Genomic DNA, 25292 nt, shown 5'->3' with positions numbered 1-25292 from the left:
ACGGGGGATTATGACGCGGCACGCCCGCCAGACGCGGAGCGGGACGCCAGGCGCGGATTGGGCCGGCTTGCCGGGCTGCTCAGGCGCGCGTCCGGCGGATTGCGCCGGTGCAGCAGCCGAACAGTCCAAAATCAGACAAAAAGCAGACCCAAAGCAGGTAAAACAGTCGAAAAGCCGACGAAAATCCCGCAATACGCGGGCAGAACCAAGGCAGGTAGCCGGAGGACCGCGCCAGTGCCCTCAGGGCGGCTTATGACAGCACATGAGGCGGCACTTGAGCGAGGGGCGCCGCAAGGCGGCTAAAAAGTTATAATTTAGCGGATTTTGGCCGACTTCCGCAATGCACCAACCGCAACGGCAAGCCTTTTCGGCCGCTTCTGTGCCAATCATGTGTCCCACTCGCGTCAAACCGCCCGGCTTCCGCTCTGCCCGGTCAGGCCGCCAACGCGCATGATGTCTCACGACGACTTCGGAAAACGAATTTGAAATTACATCAGGATTCCAGCGGCGCCCTCAACACCGTCACCGGCTACGGCGCCGGCTACGTCGAAATCAATCTGGTGCGCCACGCCGGCAGCATTCTCATGCTGCCGGACGCGCCCGTCATCGCCTGGCCCGTCTCCTCTTTCGACCAGTTGAGCGCCGAACACTTCGCCATGCTGGTGGACGCGGCGCCCGAAGTGGTCGTGTTCGGCAGCGGCGAACGGCTGCGCTTCCCGCATCCGCGGCTGACCGCCGCACTCACCGCCAAACGCATCGGCGTCGAAACGATGGACTTCAAGGCCGCCTGCCGCACCTACAACATTCTGATGGCCGAGGGCCGCAAGGTCGCGGCCGCGTTGCTGATCGAAGCCTAGTGGCGCCGCGCCGGTGCCGCGAAGCTGTCGCTAGCCGGCGTGCAGACGCTGGAGGCCATACGTGGCATCCGCGGCGTGCGCTGTGTGCGAGGCTGCCGGACCGGCCCCACCTCTCGCCGCATCACGGCTGATAACGTACACTGCGCGCCAATGGCGCCACGCCGACAAGCGCCCTTCCCAAATAACACCGCCTCGCCGCCGACGCGGCGTTGCCAAAAAGGTTGAAAACCATGAACGATACGCCGACGAGGCTACCGCTCAATCGCACCACGATCCTGCTGCTGGTGCTGGCCCTCGCCGTGATCTGGTTCGTGCCGCTCGGCTGGCGCCATCTGCTGCCGAGCGACGAAGGCCGCTACGCCGAAATGGCGCGCGAAATGTTCGTCACCGGCGACTGGATCACGCCGCGCTACAACGGCTACAAGTATTTCGAGAAGCCGCCGCTGCAAACCTGGGCGAACGCGCTCACGTTCGCGTGGTTCGGCATCGGCGAATGGCAGGCGCGGCTCTACACCGCGCTGACGGGCTTTGCCGGCGTGCTGCTGATCGGCTTCACCGGCGCGCGCGTGTTCAACGCGGCAACCGGCGTATTCGCGGCGATTGTGCTGGCCACGTCGCCGTACTGGAACCTGATGGGCCACTTCAACACGCTCGACATGGGCCTGTCGTTCTGGATGGAGCTGACGCTCTGCGCGCTGCTGCTCGCGCAGCGCCCCAACCTGCCGACCGCCAGCGTGCGGGCATGGATGTGGGTGTGCTGGGGAGCGATGGCGCTGGCGGTGCTGTCCAAGGGTCTCGTCGGCCTGATTCTGCCGGGCGCGGTGCTAGTGCTGTACACCGTGATCGCGCGCGACTGGGCCGTGTGGAAACGTCTGCATCTGATCGGCGGCCTGATCGTGTTTTTCGTGATCGTCACGCCGTGGTTCGTGCTGGTGCAGCAGCGCAATCCGGAATTCCTGAACTTCTTCTTCATCGTTCAACAGTTCAAGCGCTATCTGACGCCGGAACAGAACCGCCCGGGCCCGTTCTATTACTTCGTGCCGGTGCTGCTGGTCGGCTTCCTGCCGTGGTTGTCAGTCACCTTCCAGAGCGTGCGCCACGCGTGGCGCCTGCCGCGCCAGCCGAACGGCTTTGCGCCGGTCACGCTGATGCTGGTGTGGACCGCCTTCATCTTCCTGTTCTTCAGCGCGTCCCACTCGAAGCTCCTGTCCTACACGCTGCCGATCGCCCCGCCGATCGCGCTGATCATCGGCATGTACCTGCCGCTCGTCACGCGCGACCAGTTTCGCCGCCATCTCGCCGGCTATGCGCTGTTTCTCGTTGTGGCCGCTTTTGCCGCGCTGTTCATGTCGCGCTTCGGCAACGCACGCAACCCGACTGAACTCTACGTGGAATACCGCACCTGGGTGCTGGCGGCCCTCGGTGTCGCCTTCGTGATCACACTGGTCGCCCTATGGCTGAACCGACGCAGCCGCGCCGGCGTGCCTGGCGCCGTCGCGAGCTTTGGCGCGGCGTGGCTGCTGCTCGGCACGATTGCCGGCACGGGCCACGACGTGTTCGGGCGGCTAAGCTCCGGTGCGCCACTCGCGCCCGCGATCAAGGCCGAGATCGCGAAGTTGCCGGCCGATACGCCGCTCTACTCGGTCGGCGTGCTCGACCACACGATGCCGTTCTACGTCGACCATACGATGATCATGGTCGAACATGCTGACGAACTGGCGTTCGGCGTGTCCGTCGAACCGCAGAAATGGGTGCCGACCGTCGACGCGTGGATCGAGCGCTGGAAGGCCGACCGCTACGCGCTCGCGCTGATCCCGCCGCCGACTTACGACAAACTGCTCAAAGAGGGGCTGCCGATGCAGGTGATCGCGCGCGACTCGCGCCGGGTGGTGGTGATGAAACCCGTGGCCGCGTCCGACGCGGCAGCACAGGGCGCACCGGCGCAGGCCGCATCGGCGCCCCAGTAGAAAAACCACAACACTGACCTCATATCAGGATCTGACCAGTCGATGAACCCGATTTCGCTCTTTTGTATCCTCGCCGGCGTCACGTTGAACGCCGGCGCGCAGTTGCTGCTCAAAGCCGGAACGAATGCCGTTGGACACTTCGAATTCACCCGTGCGAACATCCTGCCCATCGCCTTTCGCCTCGCGACGCAGCCGCCGATCATCGGCGGGCTCGCCTGTTATGTGATCAGCGTGGGCGTGTGGGTGGTCGGACTCTCGCGGGTGGACGTGTCAATTGCCTATCCGATGCTGTCGCTCGGATACGTCGTCAACGCGTTCGCGGCGTGGTATCTATTCGGCGAAGTGATGTCCGTGCAGAAGCTGGTAGGGATCGGCGTCATCCTGATCGGCGTGGTCGTCCTGGCGCGAAGCTAGGCTGTCATGCCCCCGGCCGCGCTTTGCCGGGCCCGATTTATTACCGTTTATTGCCGGCGCCGTTGCGGGCGCTGCGAAAATGCAGGCGGTAAAGCAGCGGTAAGCCAGGCACCGCTGCCTGCTAAGTAAAACGTAAGGTTGGCCGCGGTAAGCTTGGCGGTTGCGCCCTTTTTTAGTCGTGGCCTTGGGTTTGCGCGTCGTTTGTGATCTACTTCGCGCCCTTCGGGTTGCCCCCTTTCAATCGAGCGAAGCATTCATGAGCCAGTCACCAGTCCCGTTTTTGCCGTTTGTCAAACCTGAGATCGATGAAGAAACGATTCAGGGCGTCGCCGACGTGCTCCGCTCAGGCTGGATCACGACCGGCCCGCAGAACCAGAAGTTCGAAGCGGCGTTGTCCGAATTCTGCGGCGGCCGTCCGGTGCGCACGTTCAATTCCGGCACCGCAACGCTCGAAATCGGCTTGCGGATTGCCGGTGTGGGCGAAGGCGATGAAGTCATCACCACCCCCGCCTCATGGGTCGCGACCAGCAATGTGGTCTACGAAGTCGGCGCGACGCCGGTGTTCGCCGACATCGATCCGGTGACCCGCAACATTGACCTGGACCTGCTGGAAAAGGCCATCACGCCACGCACCAAGGCGATCATTCCGGTGTACCTGTCGGGCCTGCCGGTCGACATGGACCGGCTGTACGCCATCGCCCGCGCCCACAAGCTGCGCGTGATCGAAGACGCCGCACAGGCGTTCGGCGCGACGTGGAAAGGCGAGCGTATCGGCCGACTCGGCGACATGGTTTCGTTCAGCTTCCACGCGAACAAGAATCTGACTTCGATCGAAGGCGGCGCGCTGGTGCTGAACAACGAAGAAGAGGCGATCCTCGCGCAGAAGTACCGCCTGCAAGGTATTACCCGCACCGGCTTCGACGGCATGGACTGCGACGTGCTGGGCGGCAAGTACAACCTGACGGACGTCGCCGCACGCGTCGGCCTCGGTCAACTGCCGCATCTGGAGCGTTTCCTCGCGCAGCGCAAAAAGCTCGTGCGCGCCTATTTCGCAGGGCTCGAAGGCGGCGCGGCGGTCAAGCTGGGCATCGGCCTGCCGTTTGCGGACTTCGAAAACAGCAACTGGCACATGTTCCAGATCACGCTGCCGCTCGAAAAACTGTCGATCGACCGCGCCGGTTTCATGGGCGCGCTGAAAGAGCGTGGCATCGGCTCGGGCGTGCACTATCCTGCGATTCACCTGTTCTCGCTGTACCGTGCGCGCGGCTTCAAGGAAGGGATGTTTCCGCACGCGGAGCGCTTCGGCGCCACCAACGTCACGCTGCCACTGTTCACGCTGATGAACGAGGGCGACGTGGAGCGGGTCTGCCGCGCGGTCAATGAAATTTGCGAACAATACGGAAAATAAGCGGAAATGAGTTATTCGGAACATCGCGCCGTCGCACCGGAAGTGTCGATCATCATTCCGGTGTACAACGAAGAAGCCGGGCTGGCCGAGCTGTTCACGCGCCTCTACCCGGCGCTCGATGCGCTCGGCACCGGTTATGAAGTGATCTTCATCAACGACGGCAGCCGCGACAAATCCGCCGCCCTGCTCGCCGAGCAGTTCCGCGCGCGGCCCGACACGACCCGCGTGATCCTGCTGAACGGCAACTACGGCCAGCACATGGCGATTCTGGCGGGCTTCGAGCAATCGCGCGGCGAGATCGTCATCACGCTCGACGCCGACCTGCAGAATCCGCCGGAAGAAATCGGCAAGCTGGTCAACAAGATGCGCGAAGGTTTCGACTACGTCGGCACGATCCGTCTGCAACGCCAGGACAGCTTGTGGCGCCGCAAGGCCTCGCGCGCGATGAACCGTCTGCGCGAGCGCATCACGCGCATCAAGATGACCGACCAGGGCTGCATGCTGCGCGCGTACAGCCGGCACATCATCGACACGATCAATCGCTGCGGCGAGATCAACACCTTCATTCCGGCGCTCGCGTACACCTTCGCGCAGAATCCGGTCGAGATCGAAGTCGCGCACGAAGAGCGTTTTGCCGGCGAATCGAAGTACTCGCTGTACAGCCTGATCCGCCTGAATTTCGACCTGGTCACCGGCTTCTCGGTCGTGCCGCTGCAGTGGCTGTCGTTCATCGGCGTGATCCTGTCGCTCGGGTCCGCGGCGCTGTTCGTGCTGCTGCTGATTCGCCGCTTCATCATCGGCGCGGAAGTGCAAGGTGTGTTCACGCTGTTCGCTATCACCTTCTTCCTGCTCGGCGTGATCATCTTCGCGCTGGGCCTGCTGGGTGAATACATCGGCCGGATTTACCAGCAGGTGCGCGCGCGTCCGCGTTACCTGGTGCAGACGATTCTCGAGCAGCGCGACGGCACCACCGTGAGCGAAGCGCCGCGTCAGGCGCTGGTGCAGGCGGTGCAAGCGGCGCCGCTGGTCGATCAGGGCCCAAATCCATGAAGCCGCGCGCCGTCGTATTCGCGTATCACAACGTCGGCGTGCGCTGCCTGCAGGTGCTGCTCGCACGCGGTGTCGACGTGGCGCTGGTCGTTACGCACGAGGACAGCCCGACCGAAAACATCTGGTTCGGCAGCGTCGCCTCGGTTGCGGCCGAGCACGGTATTCCGGTCGTCACGCCGGCCGATCCGAAAAGCGCGGAATTGCGCGCCGCGGTGAGCGCCGCGCGCCCGGACTTCATCTTCTCGTTCTACTACCGCCATATGTTGCCGGTCGACCTGCTGGCGCTCGCCCCACGGGGCGCTTACAACATGCACGGCTCGCTTCTGCCGAAGTACCGCGGCCGCGTGCCGACCAACTGGGCGGTGATCCACGGCGAAACCGAAACCGGCGCGACGCTCCACGAAATGGCCGCCAAGCCCGATGCGGGCGCGATCATCGCGCAAACGCCGGTGCCGATCCTGCCCGACGACACCGCCGCGCAAGTGTTCGACAAGGTCACGGTGGCCGCCGAACAAACCCTGTGGCGTGTGCTCCCTGCTCTGCTCGCGGGCGAAGCGCCGCATCTGCCGAACGATCTGTCGCACGGCAGCTATTACGGCGGCCGCAAGCCGGAAGACGGCCGGATCGATTGGACGCAGCCCGCGCAGCAGGTCTACAACCTGATCCGCGCGGTAGCCCCGCCCTATCCCGGCGCGTTTGCCGAGATCGCCGGCCACCGCTTCATCGTCGCCCGTGCGCGTCTGGCCGCGCCCGGCGCGCTTCGCTCGGATTTGCCGCCGGGCCTGCACGTAAGCGATAATGCCGTTTTTGCGATATGCGGCGACGGCCGCGCGATCGCCATCCACGAATTGCGGCATCAGCATGACGGCAACGAAACCGTTGTCGCCCCGGCCGAATTCGCCCGGCTCATCCAAACTCCCCTCGAAACTCCCCGTTACTCATGAAAAAAGTCCTGATTCTGGGTGTGAACGGCTTCATCGGCCATCACCTGTCCAAACGCATTCTCGAAACGACCGATTGGGAAGTTTTCGGGATGGACATGCAGACCGAACGTCTGGGTGACCTGATCAACCATGAGCGGATGCACTTCTTCGAAGGCGACATCACGATCAACAAGGAGTGGGTCGAATATCACATCAAGAAGTGCGATGTGATCCTGCCGCTGGTCGCGATCGCCACGCCCGCCACGTACGTGAAGCAGCCGCTGCGCGTGTTCGAACTGGATTTCGAAGCGAACCTGCCGATCGTGCGTTCGGCCGCCAAATACGGCAAGCACCTCGTGTTTCCGTCGACCTCCGAGGTCTACGGCATGTGCACGGACGAGCAGTTCGATCCGGAAGAGTCGCAACTGACGTACGGCCCGATCAACAAGCCGCGCTGGATCTACGCGTGCTCCAAGCAGTTGATGGACCGCGTGATCTGGGGTTACGGCATGGAAGGCCTCAACTTCACGCTGTTCCGTCCGTTCAACTGGATCGGCCCGGGCCTCGATTCGATCTATACACCGAAGGAAGGCAGCTCGCGCGTGGTCACGCAGTTCCTCGGCCATATCGTGCGCGGCGAGAACATCAGCCTGGTGGACGGCGGTGCGCAAAAGCGCGCGTTCACGGATATCGACGACGGCATCGGCGCGCTGATGAAGATCATCGAGAACAGGGACGGTGTGGCCACGGGCAAGATCTACAACATCGGCAACCCGACCAACAACTTCTCGGTGCGCGAGCTCGCGCACAAGATGCTGGCACTGGCCGCCGAATTCCCGGAATACGCCGAACTCGCGAAGCAGGTGCAACTGGTCGAAACGTCCTCGGGCGCGTACTACGGCGCGGGCTATCAGGACGTGCAAAACCGTGTGCCGAAGATCGACAACACGATGCAGGAACTCGGCTGGGCGCCGAAGTCGACCTTCGACGAAGCGCTGCGCAAGATTTTCGAAGCGTATCGCGGCCACGTTGCCGAAGCTCGCGCCCTCGTCGAACAACAATAAGGCCTGATCCTTGGCTCGTATCGTCCTGAAGATCGACGTCGACACGCTGCGCGGCACTCGCGAAGGCGTGCCGAATCTCGCTCGCATTTTCGACCGCTTCAAGGCGCGCGCCACTTTTCTCTTCAGCCTCGGGCCCGACCACACCGGTTGGGCGATGCGTCGCGTGTTGCGGCCGGGCTTTCTGAAAAAGGTGTCGCGCACGTCGGTGGTCGAACATTACGGCATCAGGCAATTGATGTACGGCGTGCTGCTGCCCGGACCGGACATCGGTGTGAAAACCGCCGCCGAAATGCGCGCGATTCATGAGGCCGGCTTCGAATGCGGCATCCACACGTGGGATCACGTTTACTGGCAGGACAACGTGCGTTCGCAGGACCGCGAGTGGACCGAGAAGCAGATGCAGAAGAGCTTCAACCGCTTCGTCGCGATCTTCGGCGCGCCGCCCGTCACGCACGGCGCGGCAGGCTGGCAGATGAACGGCCATGCGTTCGAGCAGATCGACGCGTGGGGTATGCACTACGCGTCCGACGGGCGCGGCCACTCGCCGTATCTGCCGGTGGTCGGCGGCAAGCAGCTGTCGCACGTGCAGATGCCCACCACGCTGCCCACGCTCGACGAAGTGCTCGGCGTGGATGGTGTCGACGAGCACAACGTCGCGGCATGGATGCTGAAGCACACCGAGAACAATCCGCACGATCAGGTGTTCACGCTGCACGCGGAACTCGAAGGACAAAAGCTCGCGCCGATTTTCGAACAGCTGCTGGAAGGCTGGCGCGCGCAAGGCCATACCTTCGCGACCATGGGTGATTACTACGCCACGCTAGACCGCAGCACGCTGCCATCGTACCCTGTTACGTGGGGCGAAATTCCAGGCCGCTCCGGCGAGTTGATTGTCCAGCCCTGACTGGCCAAGCTGCAGCCGGCCCCGGCGACCCGAGCACCGCGCGAGCGATCACCACGCGCCATTCGCCCTCCCCAAAGCCTCGATGCCAGGCCGCCGCCACAGCAGTTGCAAAAGCAAATGCAAATACTGCGGCGGCGGCCACAACAACCGGAGAACCTCGTGCCCATCGCAGTCGACCAACCCGTCCCCGACTTTACCGCTCCCGCTACCGGTGGCGATATCACGCTGTCCAAGCTGGCGGGCAAGAAGGTGGTGCTGTATTTCTATCCGAAGGACAACACGCCGGGCTGCACGACCGAAGGTCTGCAGTTCCGCGATCTGTATCCGAAGTTCAAAAAAGCCGGTGCGGAAATTCTTGGCGTGTCGCGCGACAGCCTGCGCTCCCATGACAATTTCAAGGCAAAGCTCGAATTGCCGTTCCCGTTGATCTCGGACCCTGAAGAAACCTTGTGTGCGCTCTTCGGCGTCATGAAATTGAAGAAAATGTATGGCAAAGAAGTACGTGGGATCGAACGCTCCACGTTCCTGATCGACGCCGATGGCGTGCTGCGCCAGGAGTGGCGTGGCGTGAAAGTGCCAGGGCACGTCGACGACATTCTGGAGGCTGTACAAGCGCTTTGAGGCGCGTTATATTGGGTTCCAATGAGTGCCTGTCCACCCCACACTTTTCGCAACTGCGCCAGACTTGACGGCCGTTTTGTCGGTTCCGTTGGAGTCGTGAGGCGCAACGCGATAACCGAAGGCGAGCCGCTTGCCCCGTACGCCGGGGCGGCGGCTTTTTTAATTGCGCGCAGCCGTTCGTTCACTCGGCTACGTGCTTCCGTTAAGGAGCCGATCGAAGACCAGGCGAACCGGCATCTCTAGACCGAATGCGCGCCTCCGGACGCAAACTGCGTGCGCCTCACCGGCACCGGCAGAATGCGACAGGCGGCGCACGAAATGTGACCCGATTATTTCGAGGGAAACCATGCCTTTGCCTACCCCCCCCAGCAAGCTCGGCAATCTCCTGCCGCCTGACGAATACAAGGCCAAAGCCGCCACGCCGGCGCGCTCCGCCGCGAAGAAACAGGCAGTCGGAGGGGAATCAGCAGAGTCGGCCGATTACGGTCGCACGAACGTCGCCACACCGATGGCGCATGCCGCCAATGCCGCAACCACTTTGCGGCCCGTGCCGGCTTCCACTGCTGCTTCTGCATCCGCCGAGCAAGCTGAACCGGCGCGTCGCACAGCGACGCCCGGCCGCAAGACCAAACAGACCGCCGCCTTGCTGCAACCGGTTCCCGCTGCCCGTCCGCAAGTCGAGACGGCCGCTGTTCCCACGCCCGCTGGCAAATCGCAGCCGGTCGTTGCGCGCGCGCCAAGCGCGAAAGAGCCGGCCGCAAGCACGCCCGCAGCCGTAGCACCCAGCACGCGCGGCACCAGCAAGAAGCGCGGTGCGTCCACCGACCCGCTCGAAATGCAGAAGCTTTTCGTGCTGGACACGAACGTGCTGATGCACGATCCAAGCTGCCTGTTCCGTTTCGAGGAACACGACGTCTATCTGCCAATGATGACGTTGGAAGAACTGGACAACCACAAGAAGGGCATGTCCGAAGTCGCGCGTAACGCTCGCCAGGTGAGCCGCACGCTGGACGCGTTGGTGGCAAACGCCGGCAACATCTCGGACGGCATTTCGCTGGCGCGTCTGGGCAGTCGTGAGGCGTCCGGGCGCCTGTATTTCCAGACCAAGCTCAACGCTATCGAGCCGGTCGAAGGTCTGCCGGAAGGCAAGGCCGACAACCAGATTCTCGGCGTGGTGCGCGCGCTGCAGCGCGACCGGATGGATCGCCAGGTCGTGCTGGTGTCGAAAGACATCAACATGCGGATCAAGGCGCATGCGCTCGGTCTGCCCGCGGAAGATTACTTCAACGACCAGGTGCTCGAAGACAGCGATCTGCTGTACTCGGGCATCCGCGCGCTGCCGCAGGATTTCTGGACCAAGCACGCGAAGGGCATGGAGAGCTGGCAGGACACCAAAACCGGCACCACGTATTACCGTGTGACGGGTCCGCTGTGCGCCTCGATGCTGGTGAACGAGTTCGTCTATCTGGAGCCGCAGAACGGCGAACCGGCGTTTCATGCGCTGGTGCGCGAGCTGAACGGCAAGACGGCGTTGCTGCAAACCTTGCGCGACTACGGCCACCATAAGAACAACGTGTGGGGCATCACGGCGCGCAATCGCGAGCAGAACTTCGCGCTGAACCTGTTGATGAATCCGGAGATCGACTTCGTCACGCTGCTGGGTCAGGCCGGGACCGGCAAGACGCTGGTCGCGCTCGCGGCCGGCTTGGCGCAGGTGCTCGACGACAAGCGCTACAACGAGATCATCGTGACGCGCGCAACGGTGCCGGTCGGTGAAGACATCGGCTTCCTGCCGGGTACGGAAGAGGAAAAAATGCAGCCGTGGATGGGTGCATTCGACGACAACCTCGAAGTCCTGCAGAAAACCGACGACGCCGCCGGCGAATGGGGCCGCGCCGCGACGCAGGAGTTGATCCGCTCGCGCCTGAAGGTCAAGAGCATGAACTTCATGCGCGGCCGCACGTTCGTCGACAAGTATCTGATCATCGACGAGGCGCAAAACCTGACGCCGAAGCAGATGAAGACGCTGGTCACGCGCGCGGGTCCGGGCACGAAGATCATCTGTCTGGGCAATATCGCGCAGATCGATACGCCTTACCTGACGGAAGGCAGCTCGGGTCTCACGTACGTGGTCGACCGCTTCAAGGGCTGGGCGCACAGCGGGCACGTGACGCTGGCGCGCGGCGAGCGCTCGCGCCTCGCAGATTACGCATCGGAAATTCTTTAAGTTTCAACGCCTTAGCCTCAACCAGAAGCCGCGCCCGGGTCAGCCCGGACGCGGCTTTTTTAATCCGCACGAGTTCCCGACGGGCAACACTTAGCGCGCAAACTTCAAGTAATTTATCAAGAATTCTTGCCTGAGCCATGTTCGACGGGCTACCATCCCGAGATCGTTCGACATTAAACGAGCGTTTACCGCTCTCCTCGTCTTCATGCGCCGACTCGCCTTCTCGCTGCTGACCGTCTTGCTGCTGACCGTCTTGCTGCTCGCCGCTTGCGCTGGCGCGCCGCAAAAGACGTCGCGCGAATCGGGTTCGTCGGTCGTGGTCACGAACGGCGCTTATCGCGCGCCGCCGCCGGGCTTTCCGAATTTCGTCGACCACAGCGTCGGCCGCGAGGAAATCTCGATCCAGGCGATGAGTCTGGTCGGTATTCCATACCGTTGGGGTGGCAATACGCCGGATAGTGGCTTCGATTGCAGCGGATTAGTTCGCTACGTGGTATCCCGTGCCGCTTCCGTGAATCTGCCTCGTACTACCGCGGACATGAGCGGCCGTGGCGAATCGATCGAACCGGATGAAATCGCGCCGGGCGATCTGATTTTCTTCAACACCACCGGGCGGGCGCATTCGCACGTCGGCATTTATGTGGGCAAGCTGCGCTTCGTCAACGCGCCGTCCACGGGCGGCACCGTACGGCTCGACTATCTGACCAATCCCTATTGGGCCAAGCGTTTCGACGGCATTCGTCGCGTGGCCGCGCCGGCTGCGAAACCGGCGCCGTTCGATACACCGAGCTATCAGGCTGCGGCGCCGCAACCGGAACGTGTAGCGCCGGTGGCTCAGACAGTGTCGGCTTATTCCGGCACAGCGGTGGCGACGCAATCTTCTTCGGGTTACGCGGCGAACTCTGCGGCGATGCGGTCTTCGGGCTATGTGGCAGCGCCTGCTGCGGCGCAAGCTCCGGACTATGTGGCAACGCCTGTTGCGTCGCAAGCTTCGGGCTATGCCGCGAATCCGGCGGCTCCGCAGCAAACGGCGCGGGTCGCGGCGACCACTCGTGCGCCGCTGACTGCTAGCGCTCAGCCCGCGGCTGCTACGGCGGCAGCGCCGACGCGACAAGCTGATCAGTTCGAACCGCCCCCACCCGGCATGAGCGCCGCGCAGATGCAGGCGCGCGCGGTAGGTGCGGTGTCCCCAGCGCCTGTTCCGGTCGCGCAAGCGAGTACGTATGAGGCCGCCGGAGAGGCGACGAATCAGCAGCCGGTGGCTGCGCGCGCCGAATCGCCGACGGCTGCCGTGCGCACACCGGATCCAATCGACGCCGCTGCGGATGCATTTGAGCCGCCTCCCCCCGCTTCGGTTGCCGCACGCCAAGCCCAGCAAGCTCAGCAAGCCGATGGGAACACAGGCGTGCAGATCATGCGCGCCTCGACGGCATCGCGTGGCATCCCTGCTCCTACCCAAACCACCGACGACCCGATCGCGCGCTTCGCCAACGGCAATTTCTGATCGTGAGGTGCGGCGCGGGCCGGTGGCTCGTCGCTCATGACCCGCTGCCGTGCCGCCTCGCATTAATCGCGCGCCGCCGCCCGCGCTCCGCACCTCAATCCAGCCCATCCCCGCCAAGCTGCCGATCTGCTATCGTCACCGATATTCTTCCGACAGCGGGTGATGACGATGGATCTCGGTCTGAAAGACAAGGTGGTGCTGATCACAGGCGGCAGCAAAGGGATCGGGCTCGCCTGCGCCCGGGCGTTCGCCCTCGAGGGTGCGAAGGTCGCGATCGTTTCGCGCGACCCTGCCAATCTTGCGCGCGCTTACGAGCAGTTGAAGCAGGAAGGCCTGCACGTGCATCGGACCCGCGCCGACTTGCATGAACCCCACAGCGCAGCAGACGTTGTCGAGGAAGTCACCACTGCGGTCGGCCCCATCGACGTGCTGATCAACAGCGCGGGTGCCGCCCGTCGCTATGACCCGGAAACGCTGGACGCCGATGCGTTCCGCGCGACCATGGAAGCAAAGTATTTCCCCTACATTTACCCGCAACAGGAAGTGCTGCGGCGCATGGCCGAGCGCGTGAAGGCCGGCGACGACAGCGCGCCCGGCACGATCGTCAACATCATCGGCATGGGCGGCAAGATCGCGAGCGATATCCATATCGCGGGTGGCGCCGCTAATGCCGCGCTGATGCTTGCCACCGTCGGCCTCGCCCACTACTACGCGCGCTACGGCATCCGTATCAACGCGATCAACCCGGGTTCGACGCTGACCGAGCGCGTCGAGGAAGCGGTCAAACTGGAAGCATCGCAACAAGGCATCGAAAGCACGGACGCGTTAGCACGCGGGCAGGCTAAAGTGCCGCTCGGACGCTATGCCAAACCGGAGGAAATCGCAGACGTCGCGCTGTTTCTGGCGAGCCGCCGCGCGAGCTATGTGACGGGCGCAATTGTCCCGATGGATGGAGGCAACTCGCCGCTGATCTGAGCGGCGAGCTTTTTCAGCTTTAGCGGCTTTACCGCATTACCGCATTACCGCTTTGGCACCGTCACCGCTTTACAGCGCGAACGGCTTGGCGGCTTGACAGCCGCCCGCCGTCCGCGCGCGTTTACAGGAACCGGTGGCCAAGCCACCAGGCGGCCGCGGAGAGCGCCGCCGAGGCCGGAATGGTCAGAATCCACGCCCACACGATGTTGCCGGCCACGCCCCAGCGCACCGCGCTCAACTTCTGCGTCGCGCCAACGCCGACGATCGCGCCGGTGATCGTATGCGTAGTGGACACTGGAATACCCATCCACGACGCCGTAAATAGTGTGATCGCACCACCAGTCTCCGCGCAGAAGCCACCCACTGGCTTCAGCTTGGTGATTTTCTGGCCCATCGTGCGGACAATCCGCCAGCCGCCGAACAACGTGCCGAGACCCATCGACAGATAGCAGCCACCGATCACCCACAGCGGCGGTGCGTCCGCGATCGACGAGGCATAGCCGGTCGCGATCAGCAACATCCAGATGATGCCGATGGTTTTCTGCGCGTCGTTGCCGCCGTGGCCGAGGCTGTACAAACCCGCGGAGATCAGTTGCATGCGCCGGAAGCGCCGGTCGACCTTGCTAGGTGGCGTGCGGAAGTAGATCCACGACACCGCCAGCATGAAGAACGATCCGAGTACGAAACCAAGCAGCGGTGAGATGAAAATGAAGGCGATCGTCTTCATCAGCCCGTCGATATTGAGCGAACCCCAGCCCGCCTTGGCAAGTGCCGCGCCCACCAGCCCGCCGATCAGCGCGTGCGACGAACTGGACGGAATACCGTAGTGCCACGTAATGATGTTCCAGCCGATCGCCCCGACCAACGCGCCGAAAATGACATAGTGGTCGACGATACTCGGATCGATCGTGCCCTTGCCGACCGTCTGCGCCACTTTCAGGTGGAACACGAAATACGCGGCAACGTTGAAAGCCGCGGCAAAGGCCACGGCCTGCTGCGGCTTCAGCACGCCGGTCGACACGACCGTGGCGATCGAATTCGCCGCGTCGTGGAAGCCGTTCATGAAGTCGAAAATCAGCGCGACGGCGACCAGGCCGGCGACGACCCAGATAGCGAGTTGTATCGATTGCATTATGCGTTTTCCAGCACGATGCCTTCGATGATGTTCGCCACGTCCTCACACTTGTCGGTGATCGTTTCGAGCAGTTCGTAAATCGCCTTCAGCTTGATCAGCGTCTTGACGTTGTCTTCTTCGTGGAAAAGTTTTGACATGGCCGAGCGCAGCACGCGGTCGGCTTCCGATTCCAGACGGTCGATTTCCTCGCACGCCTTCAGGATCTGGCTCGCCTGCTTCATGTCGGACAGCAGGCTGACGGCAAACTGCACGCGCTCGGAGGTGGCAGTGCAGATGTGCGCCAACTGGCTCGCTTCGGAGGTCACCGCCTGCACGTCGTACAGCGAGATAGCGGTGGCGACGTCCTCCATCAGATCGAGGATGTCGTCCATTGTCGTGATCAGCTTGTGGATCTCGTCGCGGTCGAGCGGCGTGATGAAGGTCTTGTGCAGCAGGTCGATGGCTTCGTGCGTGAGCTTGTCAGCAGCCTTCTCGGACTTCTGCACATTCTGCTTATGGGTCTCGGCGTCCTGCAGATTGTCGATCAGCAGCTCGAGTTCGTGGCTTGCCGAGACGATGCACGTTGCGTGCGCATTGAAAATTTCAAAGAACTTGCCCTCGGTGGGCATGAATCGACCGAACATTGGGATCCCGAAAATTGGTCACATTATGACCGACATAAAATCGTCACATTGTACCGTTCCAGGATCGATGCCGCACTTTTGAAAGCGTCGTTACAACAGGTCCACCTGCTATCTGCGCAGATATCTGCGCAGTTGCCCCCGCAGTTACCTTGTTACTCGCTATAGAAATTCTGCGCGCCGGCAAAATTGTCGAACTTCGTGAATTGACCATGGAACGTGAGACGAACAGGGCCGATCGGACCATTCCGCTGCTTGCCGATGATAATCTCCGCCGTGCCCTTGTCCGGACTGTCCGGGTTGTACACCTCATCGCGATAGATGAACAGAATCACGTCCGCATCCTGTTCAATAGCGCCGGATTCACGCAGATCGGACATGATCGGCCGCTTGTTCGGGCGCTGCTCGAGACCCCGGTTGAGTTGCGACAACGCGATCACCGGTACGTCGAGTTCTTTGGCGAGACTCTTCAGCGAACGCGAGATTTCCGAGATTTCGGTCGCCCGGTTTTCACCCGACGACGAACCGCTCATCAGCTGCAAATAATCGATGATGATCAGCCCGAGCTTGCCGCACTGACGCGACAGCCGACGCGCGCGCGAGCGCAATTCCATCGGGTTCAAGCCGCCGGTTTCGTCGATGAAAATCTGCGCTTCGCTCATTTTCTGCACCGCGTGCGTGAGCTTCGGCCAATCCTCGTCGGTCAGGCGCCCAGTGCGCATGCGGTGCTGGTCGAGCCGGCCGACCGAGCCCAGCATACGCATCGTAAGTTGCGAGCCCGGCATTTCCATGGAGAACACAGCGACTGGCAGGCCATACTCGACCGCCACGTATTCGCCGACGTTCATCGAAAACGCCGTCTTACCCATCGACGGCCGACCCGCCACGATGATCAGTTCGCCGCCGTGCATACCGGAGGTCATGCGATCCAGGTCGACAAAGCCGGTCGGCGTGCCGGTCACGTCGCTCGGATTGGCGGTGTGATACAGCGTGTCGATGCGCTCGACCACCTCGGTCAGCAACGGCCCGATCTCCAGGAAGCCCTGCGTGCCACGCGCGCCGTCTTCAGCAATCGAAAACACCTTCGATTCCGCCTCGTCCAGCAACTGGCGGACTTCCTTACCCTGCGGGTTGAAGGCGTCGGCGGAAATTTCGTCGGCCACGGATACGAGGCGGCGCAGGACCGCGCGATCGCGCACGATTTCCGCGTAGCGGCGGATATTGGCCGCGCTCGGCGTGTTTTGCGCCAGCGCGTTCAGGTACGCGAGACCGCCGACCTCTTCCGCCTTGCCCGAGGTGCCGAGCGCCTCGTACACGGTAATCACGTCGGCCGGTCGCGTCGCCGCGATCAGCTTGCCGATGTGCTCGAAAATGATGCGGTGGTCATATCGGTAAAAATCGCTCTGCGACAGGAAGTCGGCGATGCGGTCCCATGCCGCGTTATCGAGCAGCAGGCCGCCCAGCACCGACTGCTCGGCTTCGATCGAATGCGGCGGGACTTTCAGCGACTCGATTTGGGGATCTTTGGACGGTGCGTTCATGGAGAGGAATTATCGGGTAAATCGAGCGCGTGCGGGCGGGGGAAAAACTAAAAAACGGGCACAAAAAAAGGCAGGGGCCGGTCACCCGGCCCCTGCCTTTTGCCAGCAACAACCTGGCAGATACAACTTAATGCTTAGACGTGTTCGCCGATCACAGCCACGTTCACATCGACGAGCACGTCGGTGTGCAGCGAGATCTGAACAGCGTGGTCGCCAACCATCTTCAGCGGGCCTTCCGGCAGACGCACTTGCGCCTTTTCCACTGCGAAGCCTTGCTTAACCAGTGCGTCAGCGATGTCAGCGTTCGTCACCGAGCCGAACAGACGGCCGTCGACGCCAGCCTTCTGGCCGATCTGAACCGTCGAGCCTGCCAGCTTTTCGCCTTGAGCTTGAGCGATAGCCAGCTTTTCAGCGGCGATCTTTTCGAGTTCAGCACGGCGAACTTCGAATTCAGCCAGGGCTTCCTTCGTTGCACGGCGAGCTTGCTTGTTCGGGATCAGGAAGTTACGTGCGTAACCGTCCTTGACCTTCACGATATCGCCCAGGTTGCCCAGATTGACGACTTTTTCCAGAAGAATAATTTGCATTCGGATACTCCTTATCGCGTCGTCGGGTTAGGCCTTGTGCTGGTCGGTGTACGGCACCAGCGCGAGGAAACGTGCGCGCTTGATTGCCGTATCCAGCTGGCGTTGATAGTGCGACTTCGTACCCGTGAGACGCGCCGGCGTGATCTTGCCGTTTTCGCCGATGAAGTCCTTCAGCGTTTCGAGGTCCTTATAGTCGATGTGATCGACGTTAGCGGCCGTGAAACGGCAGAACTTCTTGCGCTTGAAGAGCGGATTTTGTTGCTGACGACGCTTGTCGAATTTCTTACCAGTCGGGCGGGGCATGTTCAGTCCTTTCCAATGTCCTGCAATTCTGTGATGTGAAATACCAGCGTTCTTGCGTTGCGGTGCTTTTTTGCCAGAAAGCCTGTGAAGAGCGTTTCTACGCCCATCTGACAGCCTTCCAGCTTACCGCTTGCCTCACCTGCGGCTACCGCCTGCATGGTCAGTTCGACTTGCCGGGTAATGCCGGCTTCGACGACTTCCGTGCGGTGGTGCAACGTGCAGCCTGCAATCGGAACGCCGGCGGGGGTATACCGCACCGGTTCGCGTTCGACGACGCTGGCTGTAAGTTGCAGCCGATTCATGTAGCCTTGGGCGAAAGCAACGCTTGATCTGGTAGCTTAAATAGTGTGTCTTAAGCCTGCGCTTCGGACGGTTGCGTAGCAGCCGACTTCTTGGCTTCTTCGCGCTGCACTTCCTTCATCATCGGCGACGGGCCGGTTTCGGCCTTCTTCATCTTGACGATCAGGTGACGCAGAACAGCGTCGTTGAACTTGAATGCGTGTTCCAGCTCGTCGAGCGTGGCCTGGTCGCATTCGATGTTCATGCAGACGTAGTGAGCCTTCGCGAGTTTCTCGATCATGTAGGCCAGTTGGCGACGGCCCCAGTCTTCGATACGGTGGATCTGGCCACCGTGCGACGTGATCGTGCTCTTGTAACGCTCGATCATGGCGGGCACTTGCTCGCTCTGATCGGGGTGCACGATAAAGACGATTTCATAGTGACGCATACACACTCCTTGGGACTTGTGGATTAAAGCCACCCGGGCGTCGGAACCGGTGTGGCAAGTGAGAAGCCAAAGAGTGTAACCCGATTGGGGCCGGGTTGCAAGATATCCCTTTAATCCGGCACGCGAATCAGGTGTGTTTTCAAGGGTTTAACCGCCTTCGGTCCGCTCACTACCGCCTTGCAGGCGCGCCTTCAGCGCCGTTTCAAGCCCGCTCAACGCATCGGGCGCGGCGTCCGTGATCGCCCACCACGTCATGCCTTCGCCGTTCCAGTGCGAGATCGAGTAGCCTTCGCGGGCAAGTGTTGCCGGGGCCGCGCCGTCCGTGCCGCGCCCCGTTCCGCCAGAGCCGGCCTCCGGAAACACGTACACGTCGATCACATGCTTGCGGTAGCGGTACACCAGCACGGCCACCCGCTGATGCGCAAGGTAATCCAGCCGTCCGCCCTCCAGCGCGAAGCCGCTCGCCGCCAGATCCTCGACCGGCGGCGAATAATCGAGCCGGCCGTTGAACCACGGCTTGACCGTATGCTTGTCCGTCGAAATCACGTCGATATCGCGCCCCGATACCTGTGCGCGGACGTGGCTCTCGACCAGTTCGTCGGCGAACGGCCCGAACTCCGCCGGGCGCCGCAGATTCAGCGTCACGCCCGCAGCCACGGCGCACAGCGCGACAACCAGCGCGGCCAGCCAGCCTTGCGCAATCAGTCTGTTCGAGCCGACGGCGACGCCCGGGCCGCCAAAGCCGCCCTGCGGACCACGCCGGCCGTTCAGCCAGTTATTAAAGCGATCGATCCACGCGAGCCGGCGCCGCTGCCGTGGCGGCTGAGGCTGAACGGCCGCACCGGCCGGAGCCTGCGTCGTAGCGACGGCATCGCCCGTTCCAGGCAGTCCCGCGACAATACGGGCCCGCAGCGAGTCCGGCGCGCGATGATAGGGCGCTGCGCGCAGCGACTCGCTCAACACGTGCCGGTTTTCGCTTTCGCGCCGGCAGGCGTCGCAGCTCTCGATATGCTGCTGGACGCGCTGCGCGTCTGGCGCAGGCAATTCGTGGTCGGCGTTCGCATCGAGGAGCGGCCGCGCTTCGTTACAGTCCATCTGGCGTCTCCTGAGCTAAGCCGGCGCCGCTTGCGCCGGGGTTGTTGGATGGACGGCCGTTGGAGGCCGCCCGCAGCGGCGTAACGGACGCCGTGGGTGTCGTGCACGCGCCGGGCGGCGGACCGCTCCCTCCCGGAAGCCCGGACGCCTGCTTCGCCGTCAGCAGCGCGGCCAGCTTGCGCCGGCCCCGCGCGAGCCGCGACATCACTGTGCCGATCGGCACATCGGCCACCATCGCGATCTCTCGATAACCCATTTCTTCAAGCTCCCGCAGGATCAGCACCTCGCGGTACTCGACCGGCAGTTGCGCGAGCGCGTCGTGCACGAGCTTCGTATCCTCGTTGCGGATCAGGAGCGTCTGCGGATCCGCGCCGCCGGTGCTCCAGCCGTCGAAAGTCGCGTCGTCCATGGTCTCGTCGAACTCGACCACCTCGTGCGACGACGCACGCCGCCGCCACTCCGTGTACCAGGTGCGGCGCACGATCGCGAGCAGCCACGGGCGCGCCGAGTCGCCGCGGAACGTATCGAAAAAACGGAACGCGCGCATAAACGCTTCCTGCACGACGTCGTCGGCATCGTTGGCGTTGCCGCACAACCAGCGCGCAAGGTTGTACGCGGCGTCGAGGTGCGGCAGCGCCATCTGCTGAAAACGGCGGCTCCTCGCTGCATCGGCATCGGCATCGGCATCGGCGTCGACGTGCGCGCGGGCGGCGTCTGAATCGGTCTGGACCACCTGGGCCCTCCAGGGCATTGCGGCTAGGCTCAATACTGTTCACTTGATGACCGCTTTCGGTGAAATTCGCTGATTCAGCGGCTCCGATCGTCGGCGTATCCGGAAGTTCGACATCTTTCGCTTCACGCCGCGGGGATTACGCTTGCCGCGGCTTTGCACGGCACGCCCACTGGCGATTTCCCGCAGTAAGCTGAGCCTCCAACTTTGCCACTGCTCAGGGGGGAACGGCCGCCGCCTCGGGCAGGCGTCGGTTCAACACGCGTACGGCATGAACGAACGATAAGTCTTCCGGGTGCTGCCCGCTGTCCTGGGCAGCCTCATACATCAGTCGACGGATCGCCGCGTGGGTAAGCATTAACGCATAGAACTCCTGACGGACCAGATCAGGCGTCTTGCTACGCAGCACCTTCTTGCCGTCGCACAGATGTGTCTTGATCTCGTCAAACATCTCTTCTATTTTCCAGCGCCGGTGGTACAGCGCCGCGAGTTCTATGGCAGGCGCCACCGCTGCGTCCAGCAGATTGGTGATCAGGCGATACTGCGGCTCGGCATCAGGCACACCTTCCAGGCGATACTCGATGACCCGCACCTGCATGCCGTTGCGCTGGTGTCGCCTGTCGGTGTCACTGGCATAGACAGTGCTCAGGTACGAACCATCTGCCAGCGGCACTTCGCACGGCAGCCGCAAATTCGACTTCACGCGCCACAGCAGCTTCGCTCCGGTGGCCACCGCGTCGCGCCACATGTCATAGCCATAGAACAGGCGATCGGCCAGCACCAGCATGTCGTCCGAGAATGCCGGAAACAGCTGGCGTGTGAGCGCCTGTTCGCTGTGCTCGCATACCCCGCCCATCTGGACCTCACACAGCGCGTGCGTCGCACATTCGGCCAGCGCTACGAAGCGAATCTGCGGATACGCGGCCTCACCGCGCCCTCCCTGCGCATATCCGAACGCTTGCGCATTGGCCTTCTCATCGGGCACATCCAGCGTGGAGCCGTCCACGCTCATGACCCGATAGCCCGCATAGTCGCCGCCTGCGGTTCGTGGGTGTTGCGCCGCCTGCCGGGCGAACAGCTCGCGCATCACCTGCCATCCCAGGCGTGCGCGACCCTGCGAGATCGCCGCCTTGCTGACCTGCGCGTCGCGTACCTGGTCGCCGTAGATGCGCCGCAGTCCCTCGATCACCAGACGAAACACTTCCTCATAGGCCACGCGCGGATACAGGCACATCGCCATCACGAAATACACCAGCACTTCACGCGGCATGTCGCGGCGCACGCGCGTCTGCACGCCGCACTTCGTGAGCGCCTCCTTGACCTGTCCCAGGGAGCAGTTCAGCGCCAGATACCCCACCGCCAGATAGTCCGCGAGCCGCGCCCCGCCTGGCAGCGTTGCTTCCGTTCTTGCCATCCTTCAAGCTCTTCTTGTTGGTTCAGAGGCTTGAAAGTTAACACAAATTTGAGCTTGTTAACAGTATTGCGGCTAGGCTGGGTAACGCGTTGTCACTCGCTCATCAGGCATAACCGCTCACCTGTCGCGTTTATTCCCGCCTTCGCATTGAATCCGACGAATATTTAAACCGCTAATAAGTCGGGCGATTCCAGTAATCCTCGCTGGCATACACCTCTTTCAGATAATCGATGAAGTAGCGCACCTTGGCCGGCACATAACGCTGCTGCGGATAGACCGCCAGAATGTCGTAGTCGGGCAGTGCGAATTCATCCAGCACGGTTTCCAGCTCGCCGCGCGCCAGTTGCTGCTGGATTTCCCAAGTAGAGCGCCAGCCGAGCCCGAGCCCTTCGGATACCCAGCGATGCAGCAGTTCGCCGTCGTTGCAGTCGAGCGTGCCGCCTACCCGCACGGTCGCCAGCTTGCCATTGCGGCGGAAGTACCAGCCGCGGTTCTGGCCACCTTGCAGATTGAACGCGAGGCAGTTGTGCTGCGGCAGATCTTCGAGCGTTTTCGGCTTGCCGTATTTGCGGAAATAGTCCGGCGTGCCGCAGACCACGCGCCGGTTCGACGCCAGCTTCACCGCGACGAAATTCGGATCGACCGCGCCGCCGATCCGGATCGACAGGTCATAACCCTCGCGCACCAGATCCACGACCCGGTCGGTCAGGTTGAACGACACCTGCAATTCGGGCTTGTCGGCTAGAAAGGCCGGCGCGAGCGGCGCGACGTGCTTGCGCCCGAACGCGGCCGGCGCCGACACGATCAGATGGCCGTTCACCGCGCGCCGTCCGGCGCTCAGTTCGTTTTCCGCCTGGTCCCATTCGGTCAGCAGGCCACGGCAGCGCTCGAGAAACGCCGCGCCATCTTCGCTGACCACGAGGCGCCGCGTCGAGCGGTACATCAGCTTCACGCCGAGGCGCTTTTCCAATGCGTCGATGCGGCGCCCGAGAATCACCGGCGACACACCCTCTTCCAGCGCGGCCGCCGCGAGACTGCCCGCGTCAGCCACGCGCACGAAAGTTTCGATTTGTTTGAAGCGGTCCATGTTTGTCTCCGGTCCCATGCAAAGCGGTCGACCATGCAAGATCGTCCCTACCCGTCTCGCGCTTTAAGGCGAACGGCTCAGGGTTCATAACTGGCAGCTTCCGGACCTCCCCCTACTCGCCGCCCCCCGGCGTCACGCTCCGCGCCCGTCCACCCAGCCACGCGCCATTCCATACTTTTTTGTTTCGAAATAAGCGACCCGGACTGATCTTATCAAACCTTTAGGTGAGGCCTACAGTTCGATCAACACCTTTGGTTTGCACATTCGTCAGCGAATTCGTCACCCCACTTATTCGCCCACCCAGACATTCAGGAGACATTCATGGCCAAAATGAGAGCCGTCGACGCAGCCGTGCTGGTGCTCGAAAAAGAAGGCATCGACACCGCATTCGGCGTTCCGGGCGCAGCAATCAACCCGTTCTACTCGGCCATGCGCAAGGCAGGCAACATCAGCCACGTGCTGGCGCGCCACGTTGAAGGCGCGTCGCATATGGCCGAAGGCTATACGCGCGCCCAACCGGGCAACATCGGCGTATGTATCGGCACCTCGGGCCCTGCCGGCACCGACATGATCACCGGTTTGTACTCCGCTCAGGCCGACTCGATTCCTATTCTGGCTATCACGGGCCAGGCGCCGCGTGCGCGTCTGTACAAGGAAGACTTCCAGGCCGTCGACATCGAATCGATCGCCAAGCCGGTCACCAAGTGGGCCGTCACCGTGCGCGAACCGGCGCTGGTGCCGCGCGTGTTCCAGCAGGCTTTCCACCTGATGCGTTCGGGCCGTCCGGGTCCGGTGCTCGTCGACCTGCCGATTGACGTGCAACTCGCCGAAATCGAATTCGACATCGACACGTACGAGCCGCTGCCGGTCTACAAGCCGAAAGCCACGCGCAAACAGATCGAAGCCGCGCTGAACCTGCTCAACGACGCCGACAAGCCGTTGATCGTCTCGGGTGGCGGCGTGCTGAACGCAGTTGCTGAAGACCTGCTGGTCGAATTCGCCGAAACCGTCGGCGTGCCGGTGATCCCGACGCTGATGTCGTGGGGCGCGATTCCCGACGACCATCCGCTGATGGCCGGCATGGTCGGCTTGCAAACGTCGCACCGCTACGGCAACGCGACGATGCTCGCCTCCGACTTCGTGCTCGGCATCGGCAACCGTTGGGCGAACCGTCACACGGGCAGCGTCGAGGTTTATACCAAGGGCCGTAAGTTCGTGCATGTGGACATCGAGCCGACGCAGATCGGCCGCGTGTTCGGCCCGGACCTTGGCATCGTGTCGGACGCGAAAGCCGCGCTCGAACTGTTCGTTGAAGTGGCGAAGGAATGGAAGGCCGCGGGCAAGCTCAAGGACCGCAGCGCATGGGTCGCCGATTGCCAGCAACGCAAGAAGACGATGCTGCGCAAGACGCACTTCGACAACGTGCCGATGAAGCCGCAGCGCGTGTACGAAGAGATGAACCAGGTGTTCGGCCGCGATACGTGCTACGTGAGCACGATCGGTTTGTCGCAGATCGCCGGCGCGCAATTCCTGCACGTCTACAAGGCGCGTAACTGGATCAACTGCGGCCAGGCAGGCCCGCTCGGCTGGACGATTCCGGCAGCGCTCGGTGTGCGCGCAGCAGATCCGCAACGTCCGATGGTCGCGCTTTCAGGCGACTACGACTTCCAGTTCATGATCGAAGAACTGGCAGCCGGCGCGCAATTCAAGCTGCCGTACGTGCACGTGGTGGTGAACAACTCGTACCTCGGTTTGATCCGTCAGGCACAGCGCGCGTTCGATATGGACTTCTGCGTGCAACTCGGCTTCGAGAACATCAACGCGCCGGAAATGAACGGTTACGGCGTGGACCACGTCGCGGTTGCGGAAGGTTTGGGTTGCAAGGCGATCCGCGTGTTCAAGCCGGAAGAACTCAAGCCGGCCCTGCTGAAAGCGCAATCGATGCTCTCCGAGTTCAACGTGCCGGTGATCGTCGAAGTGATCCTCGAACGCGTGACCAACATTTCGATGGGCACCGAGATCGACGCGATCAACGAGTTCGAAGAACTGGCCGCGAAGCGCGAAGATGCGCCGACGGCAATCAGCATGCTCGACTGAGCTTCCTGACGTTTTGGCCCGCGTTTTGACCTGCGCGTCGAT

At 62.5% G+C, this 25292-nt stretch carries 24 protein-coding genes; 13 read left to right on the top strand and 11 right to left on the bottom strand.

Going from position 1 to position 25292, the window contains the following annotated elements; translation table 11 throughout:
* Positions 1–482 precede the first annotated feature (482 nt).
* From B0G76_RS09550 to B0G76_RS09495, 12 genes are all read left to right on the top strand, one after another.
* Positions 483–857: an Mth938-like domain-containing protein gene (locus tag B0G76_RS09550; RefSeq protein WP_120291605.1), complete on the top strand. Its 375-nt coding sequence runs from the start codon at positions 483–485 to the stop codon at positions 855–857.
* A gap of 230 nt (positions 858–1087) precedes the next feature.
* A complete protein-coding gene (locus tag B0G76_RS09545) occupies positions 1088–2824 on the top strand; it encodes a glycosyltransferase family 39 protein (protein ID WP_120291603.1) in 1737 nt (578 codons plus the stop codon).
* Between the two features lie 42 nt (positions 2825–2866).
* Entirely contained in the window at positions 2867–3238 is a 372-nt protein-coding gene (locus B0G76_RS09540; protein WP_120291601.1) for a multidrug efflux SMR transporter, read from the top strand.
* Positions 3239–3494: 256 nt separating this feature from the next.
* Positions 3495–4646, top strand: a complete 1152-nt coding sequence (locus tag B0G76_RS09535) for a DegT/DnrJ/EryC1/StrS aminotransferase family protein (protein WP_120291599.1) — start codon at positions 3495–3497, stop codon at positions 4644–4646.
* A 6-nt stretch (positions 4647–4652) separates the two neighbouring features.
* The gene (locus B0G76_RS09530) at positions 4653–5696 is read left to right on the top strand and encodes a glycosyltransferase (RefSeq protein ID WP_120291597.1); all 1044 of its coding nucleotides are present in this window, start codon (positions 4653–4655) and stop codon (positions 5694–5696) included.
* A complete protein-coding gene (locus B0G76_RS09525; RefSeq protein WP_120291595.1) occupies positions 5693–6640 on the top strand; it encodes a formyltransferase in 948 nt (315 codons plus the stop codon). Before B0G76_RS09530 ends, B0G76_RS09525 begins: the two co-directional genes overlap by 4 nt.
* Positions 6637–7683 carry a bifunctional UDP-4-keto-pentose/UDP-xylose synthase gene (locus tag B0G76_RS09520; protein WP_120291593.1) on the top strand — a complete coding sequence of 349 codons (1047 nt, stop codon included), beginning with the start codon at positions 6637–6639 and terminating at the stop codon, positions 7681–7683. Before B0G76_RS09525 ends, B0G76_RS09520 begins: the two co-directional genes overlap by 4 nt.
* A 10-nt stretch (positions 7684–7693) precedes the next feature.
* Positions 7694–8587: a polysaccharide deacetylase family protein gene (locus B0G76_RS09515; protein ID WP_120291591.1), complete on the top strand. Its 894-nt coding sequence runs from the start codon at positions 7694–7696 to the stop codon at positions 8585–8587.
* 117 nt (positions 8588–8704) lie between these two features.
* Positions 8705–9208, top strand: a complete 504-nt coding sequence (locus B0G76_RS09510; protein WP_409076703.1) for a peroxiredoxin — start codon at positions 8705–8707, stop codon at positions 9206–9208.
* A gap of 346 nt (positions 9209–9554) precedes the next feature.
* Positions 9555–11435, top strand: coding sequence for a PhoH family protein (locus B0G76_RS09505; protein WP_120291589.1), 1881 nt, complete (start codon positions 9555–9557; stop codon positions 11433–11435).
* A 205-nt stretch (positions 11436–11640) separates the two neighbouring features.
* Positions 11641–12939: a C40 family peptidase gene (locus B0G76_RS09500; RefSeq protein WP_120291587.1), complete on the top strand. Its 1299-nt coding sequence runs from the start codon at positions 11641–11643 to the stop codon at positions 12937–12939.
* 168 nt (positions 12940–13107) lie between these two features.
* Positions 13108–13914, top strand: a complete 807-nt coding sequence (locus B0G76_RS09495) for an SDR family oxidoreductase (protein WP_120296274.1) — start codon at positions 13108–13110, stop codon at positions 13912–13914.
* Positions 13915–14035: 121 nt separating this feature from the next.
* Here the strand turns inward: B0G76_RS09495 and B0G76_RS09490 are convergent, their stop codons facing one another.
* The 11 genes from B0G76_RS09490 to B0G76_RS09440 form a co-directional block, all read right to left on the bottom strand.
* On the bottom strand, positions 14036–15046 hold the full coding sequence (locus tag B0G76_RS09490; protein WP_120291585.1) for an inorganic phosphate transporter: 1011 nt from the start codon (positions 15044–15046) through the stop codon (positions 14036–14038).
* Positions 15046–15672: a DUF47 domain-containing protein gene (locus tag B0G76_RS09485; RefSeq protein ID WP_120291583.1), complete on the bottom strand. Its 627-nt coding sequence runs from the start codon at positions 15670–15672 to the stop codon at positions 15046–15048. The genes B0G76_RS09490 and B0G76_RS09485 overlap by 1 nt, the downstream gene beginning before the upstream one ends.
* Before the next feature lie 152 nt (positions 15673–15824).
* Complete coding sequence (locus B0G76_RS09480; RefSeq protein WP_063495982.1) at positions 15825–17210, bottom strand: replicative DNA helicase; 1386 nt, start codon at positions 17208–17210, stop codon at positions 15825–15827.
* 134 nt (positions 17211–17344) lie between these two features.
* The gene (rplI, locus tag B0G76_RS09475; RefSeq protein WP_120291581.1) at positions 17345–17797 is read right to left on the bottom strand and encodes a 50S ribosomal protein L9; all 453 of its coding nucleotides are present in this window, start codon (positions 17795–17797) and stop codon (positions 17345–17347) included.
* A 27-nt stretch (positions 17798–17824) separates the two neighbouring features.
* Positions 17825–18100 carry a 30S ribosomal protein S18 gene (gene rpsR / locus B0G76_RS09470; RefSeq protein ID WP_012432802.1) on the bottom strand — a complete coding sequence of 92 codons (276 nt, stop codon included), beginning with the start codon at positions 18098–18100 and terminating at the stop codon, positions 17825–17827.
* 2 nt (positions 18101–18102) lie between these two features.
* Complete coding sequence (gene priB / locus B0G76_RS09465) at positions 18103–18402, bottom strand: primosomal replication protein N (RefSeq protein ID WP_120291579.1); 300 nt, start codon at positions 18400–18402, stop codon at positions 18103–18105.
* A gap of 50 nt (positions 18403–18452) precedes the next feature.
* A complete protein-coding gene (gene rpsF / locus B0G76_RS09460) occupies positions 18453–18827 on the bottom strand; it encodes a 30S ribosomal protein S6 (protein WP_097392318.1) in 375 nt (124 codons plus the stop codon).
* A 147-nt stretch (positions 18828–18974) separates the two neighbouring features.
* Positions 18975–19922, bottom strand: coding sequence for an anti-sigma factor (locus tag B0G76_RS09455; RefSeq protein ID WP_120291577.1), 948 nt, complete (start codon positions 19920–19922; stop codon positions 18975–18977).
* Positions 19912–20655: an RNA polymerase sigma factor gene (locus tag B0G76_RS09450; RefSeq protein ID WP_120291575.1), complete on the bottom strand. Its 744-nt coding sequence runs from the start codon at positions 20653–20655 to the stop codon at positions 19912–19914. Before B0G76_RS09450 ends, B0G76_RS09455 begins: the two co-directional genes overlap by 11 nt.
* Positions 20656–20869: 214 nt before the next feature.
* Positions 20870–22066: an IS4 family transposase gene (locus B0G76_RS09445; protein WP_120289567.1), complete on the bottom strand. Its 1197-nt coding sequence runs from the start codon at positions 22064–22066 to the stop codon at positions 20870–20872.
* A gap of 172 nt (positions 22067–22238) precedes the next feature.
* Positions 22239–23153, bottom strand: coding sequence for a LysR family transcriptional regulator (locus tag B0G76_RS09440; RefSeq protein WP_120291573.1), 915 nt, complete (start codon positions 23151–23153; stop codon positions 22239–22241).
* Between the two features lie 321 nt (positions 23154–23474).
* Between B0G76_RS09440 and gcl the strand changes: the two genes are divergently transcribed.
* Complete coding sequence (gene gcl / locus B0G76_RS09435) at positions 23475–25250, top strand: glyoxylate carboligase (protein ID WP_120291571.1); 1776 nt, start codon at positions 23475–23477, stop codon at positions 25248–25250.
* Positions 25251–25292: the final 42 nt, after the last annotated feature.

This window comes from Paraburkholderia sp. BL23I1N1, from assembly GCF_003610295.1.
In the GTDB taxonomy this organism is placed as follows: domain Bacteria; phylum Pseudomonadota; class Gammaproteobacteria; order Burkholderiales; family Burkholderiaceae; genus Paraburkholderia.
Note: the sequence above shows the minus strand (reverse complement) of the source record. Positions and strands in the feature narration are given on the sequence as shown.

Excerpts from the sequence above, each read along its gene's own strand:
- rpsF (WP_097392318.1), bottom strand. The coding sequence starts at position 18,827 with ATGCGTCACTATGAAATCGTCTTTATCGTGCACCCCGATCAGAGCGAG.
- B0G76_RS09540 (WP_120291601.1), top strand. The coding sequence starts at position 2,867 with ATGAACCCGATTTCGCTCTTTTGTATCCTCGCCGGCGTCACGTTGAAC.
- B0G76_RS09500 (WP_120291587.1), top strand. The coding sequence starts at position 11,641 with ATGCGCCGACTCGCCTTCTCGCTGCTGACCGTCTTGCTGCTGACCGTC.
- B0G76_RS09545 (WP_120291603.1), top strand. The coding sequence starts at position 1,088 with ATGAACGATACGCCGACGAGGCTACCGCTCAATCGCACCACGATCCTG.
- B0G76_RS09510 (WP_409076703.1), top strand. The coding sequence starts at position 8,705 with ATGCAAATACTGCGGCGGCGGCCACAACAACCGGAGAACCTCGTGCCC.
- rpsR (WP_012432802.1), bottom strand. The coding sequence starts at position 18,100 with ATGCCCCGCCCGACTGGTAAGAAATTCGACAAGCGTCGTCAGCAACAA.
- B0G76_RS09480 (WP_063495982.1), bottom strand. The coding sequence starts at position 17,210 with ATGAACGCACCGTCCAAAGATCCCCAAATCGAGTCGCTGAAAGTCCCG.
- B0G76_RS09490 (WP_120291585.1), bottom strand. The coding sequence starts at position 15,046 with ATGCAATCGATACAACTCGCTATCTGGGTCGTCGCCGGCCTGGTCGCC.
- B0G76_RS09440 (WP_120291573.1), bottom strand. The coding sequence starts at position 23,153 with ATGGACCGCTTCAAACAAATCGAAACTTTCGTGCGCGTGGCTGACGCG.
- B0G76_RS09520 (WP_120291593.1), top strand. The coding sequence starts at position 6,637 with ATGAAAAAAGTCCTGATTCTGGGTGTGAACGGCTTCATCGGCCATCAC.
- rplI (WP_120291581.1), bottom strand. The coding sequence starts at position 17,797 with ATGCAAATTATTCTTCTGGAAAAAGTCGTCAATCTGGGCAACCTGGGC.
- gcl (WP_120291571.1), top strand. The coding sequence starts at position 23,475 with ATGGCCAAAATGAGAGCCGTCGACGCAGCCGTGCTGGTGCTCGAAAAA.
- B0G76_RS09485 (WP_120291583.1), bottom strand. The coding sequence starts at position 15,672 with ATGTTCGGTCGATTCATGCCCACCGAGGGCAAGTTCTTTGAAATTTTC.
- B0G76_RS09535 (WP_120291599.1), top strand. The coding sequence starts at position 3,495 with ATGAGCCAGTCACCAGTCCCGTTTTTGCCGTTTGTCAAACCTGAGATC.
- B0G76_RS09495 (WP_120296274.1), top strand. The coding sequence starts at position 13,108 with ATGGATCTCGGTCTGAAAGACAAGGTGGTGCTGATCACAGGCGGCAGC.
- B0G76_RS09455 (WP_120291577.1), bottom strand. The coding sequence starts at position 19,922 with ATGGACTGTAACGAAGCGCGGCCGCTCCTCGATGCGAACGCCGACCAC.
- B0G76_RS09530 (WP_120291597.1), top strand. The coding sequence starts at position 4,653 with ATGAGTTATTCGGAACATCGCGCCGTCGCACCGGAAGTGTCGATCATC.
- B0G76_RS09505 (WP_120291589.1), top strand. The coding sequence starts at position 9,555 with ATGCCTTTGCCTACCCCCCCCAGCAAGCTCGGCAATCTCCTGCCGCCT.
- B0G76_RS09525 (WP_120291595.1), top strand. The coding sequence starts at position 5,693 with ATGAAGCCGCGCGCCGTCGTATTCGCGTATCACAACGTCGGCGTGCGC.
- B0G76_RS09445 (WP_120289567.1), bottom strand. The coding sequence starts at position 22,066 with ATGGCAAGAACGGAAGCAACGCTGCCAGGCGGGGCGCGGCTCGCGGAC.
- priB (WP_120291579.1), bottom strand. The coding sequence starts at position 18,402 with ATGAATCGGCTGCAACTTACAGCCAGCGTCGTCGAACGCGAACCGGTG.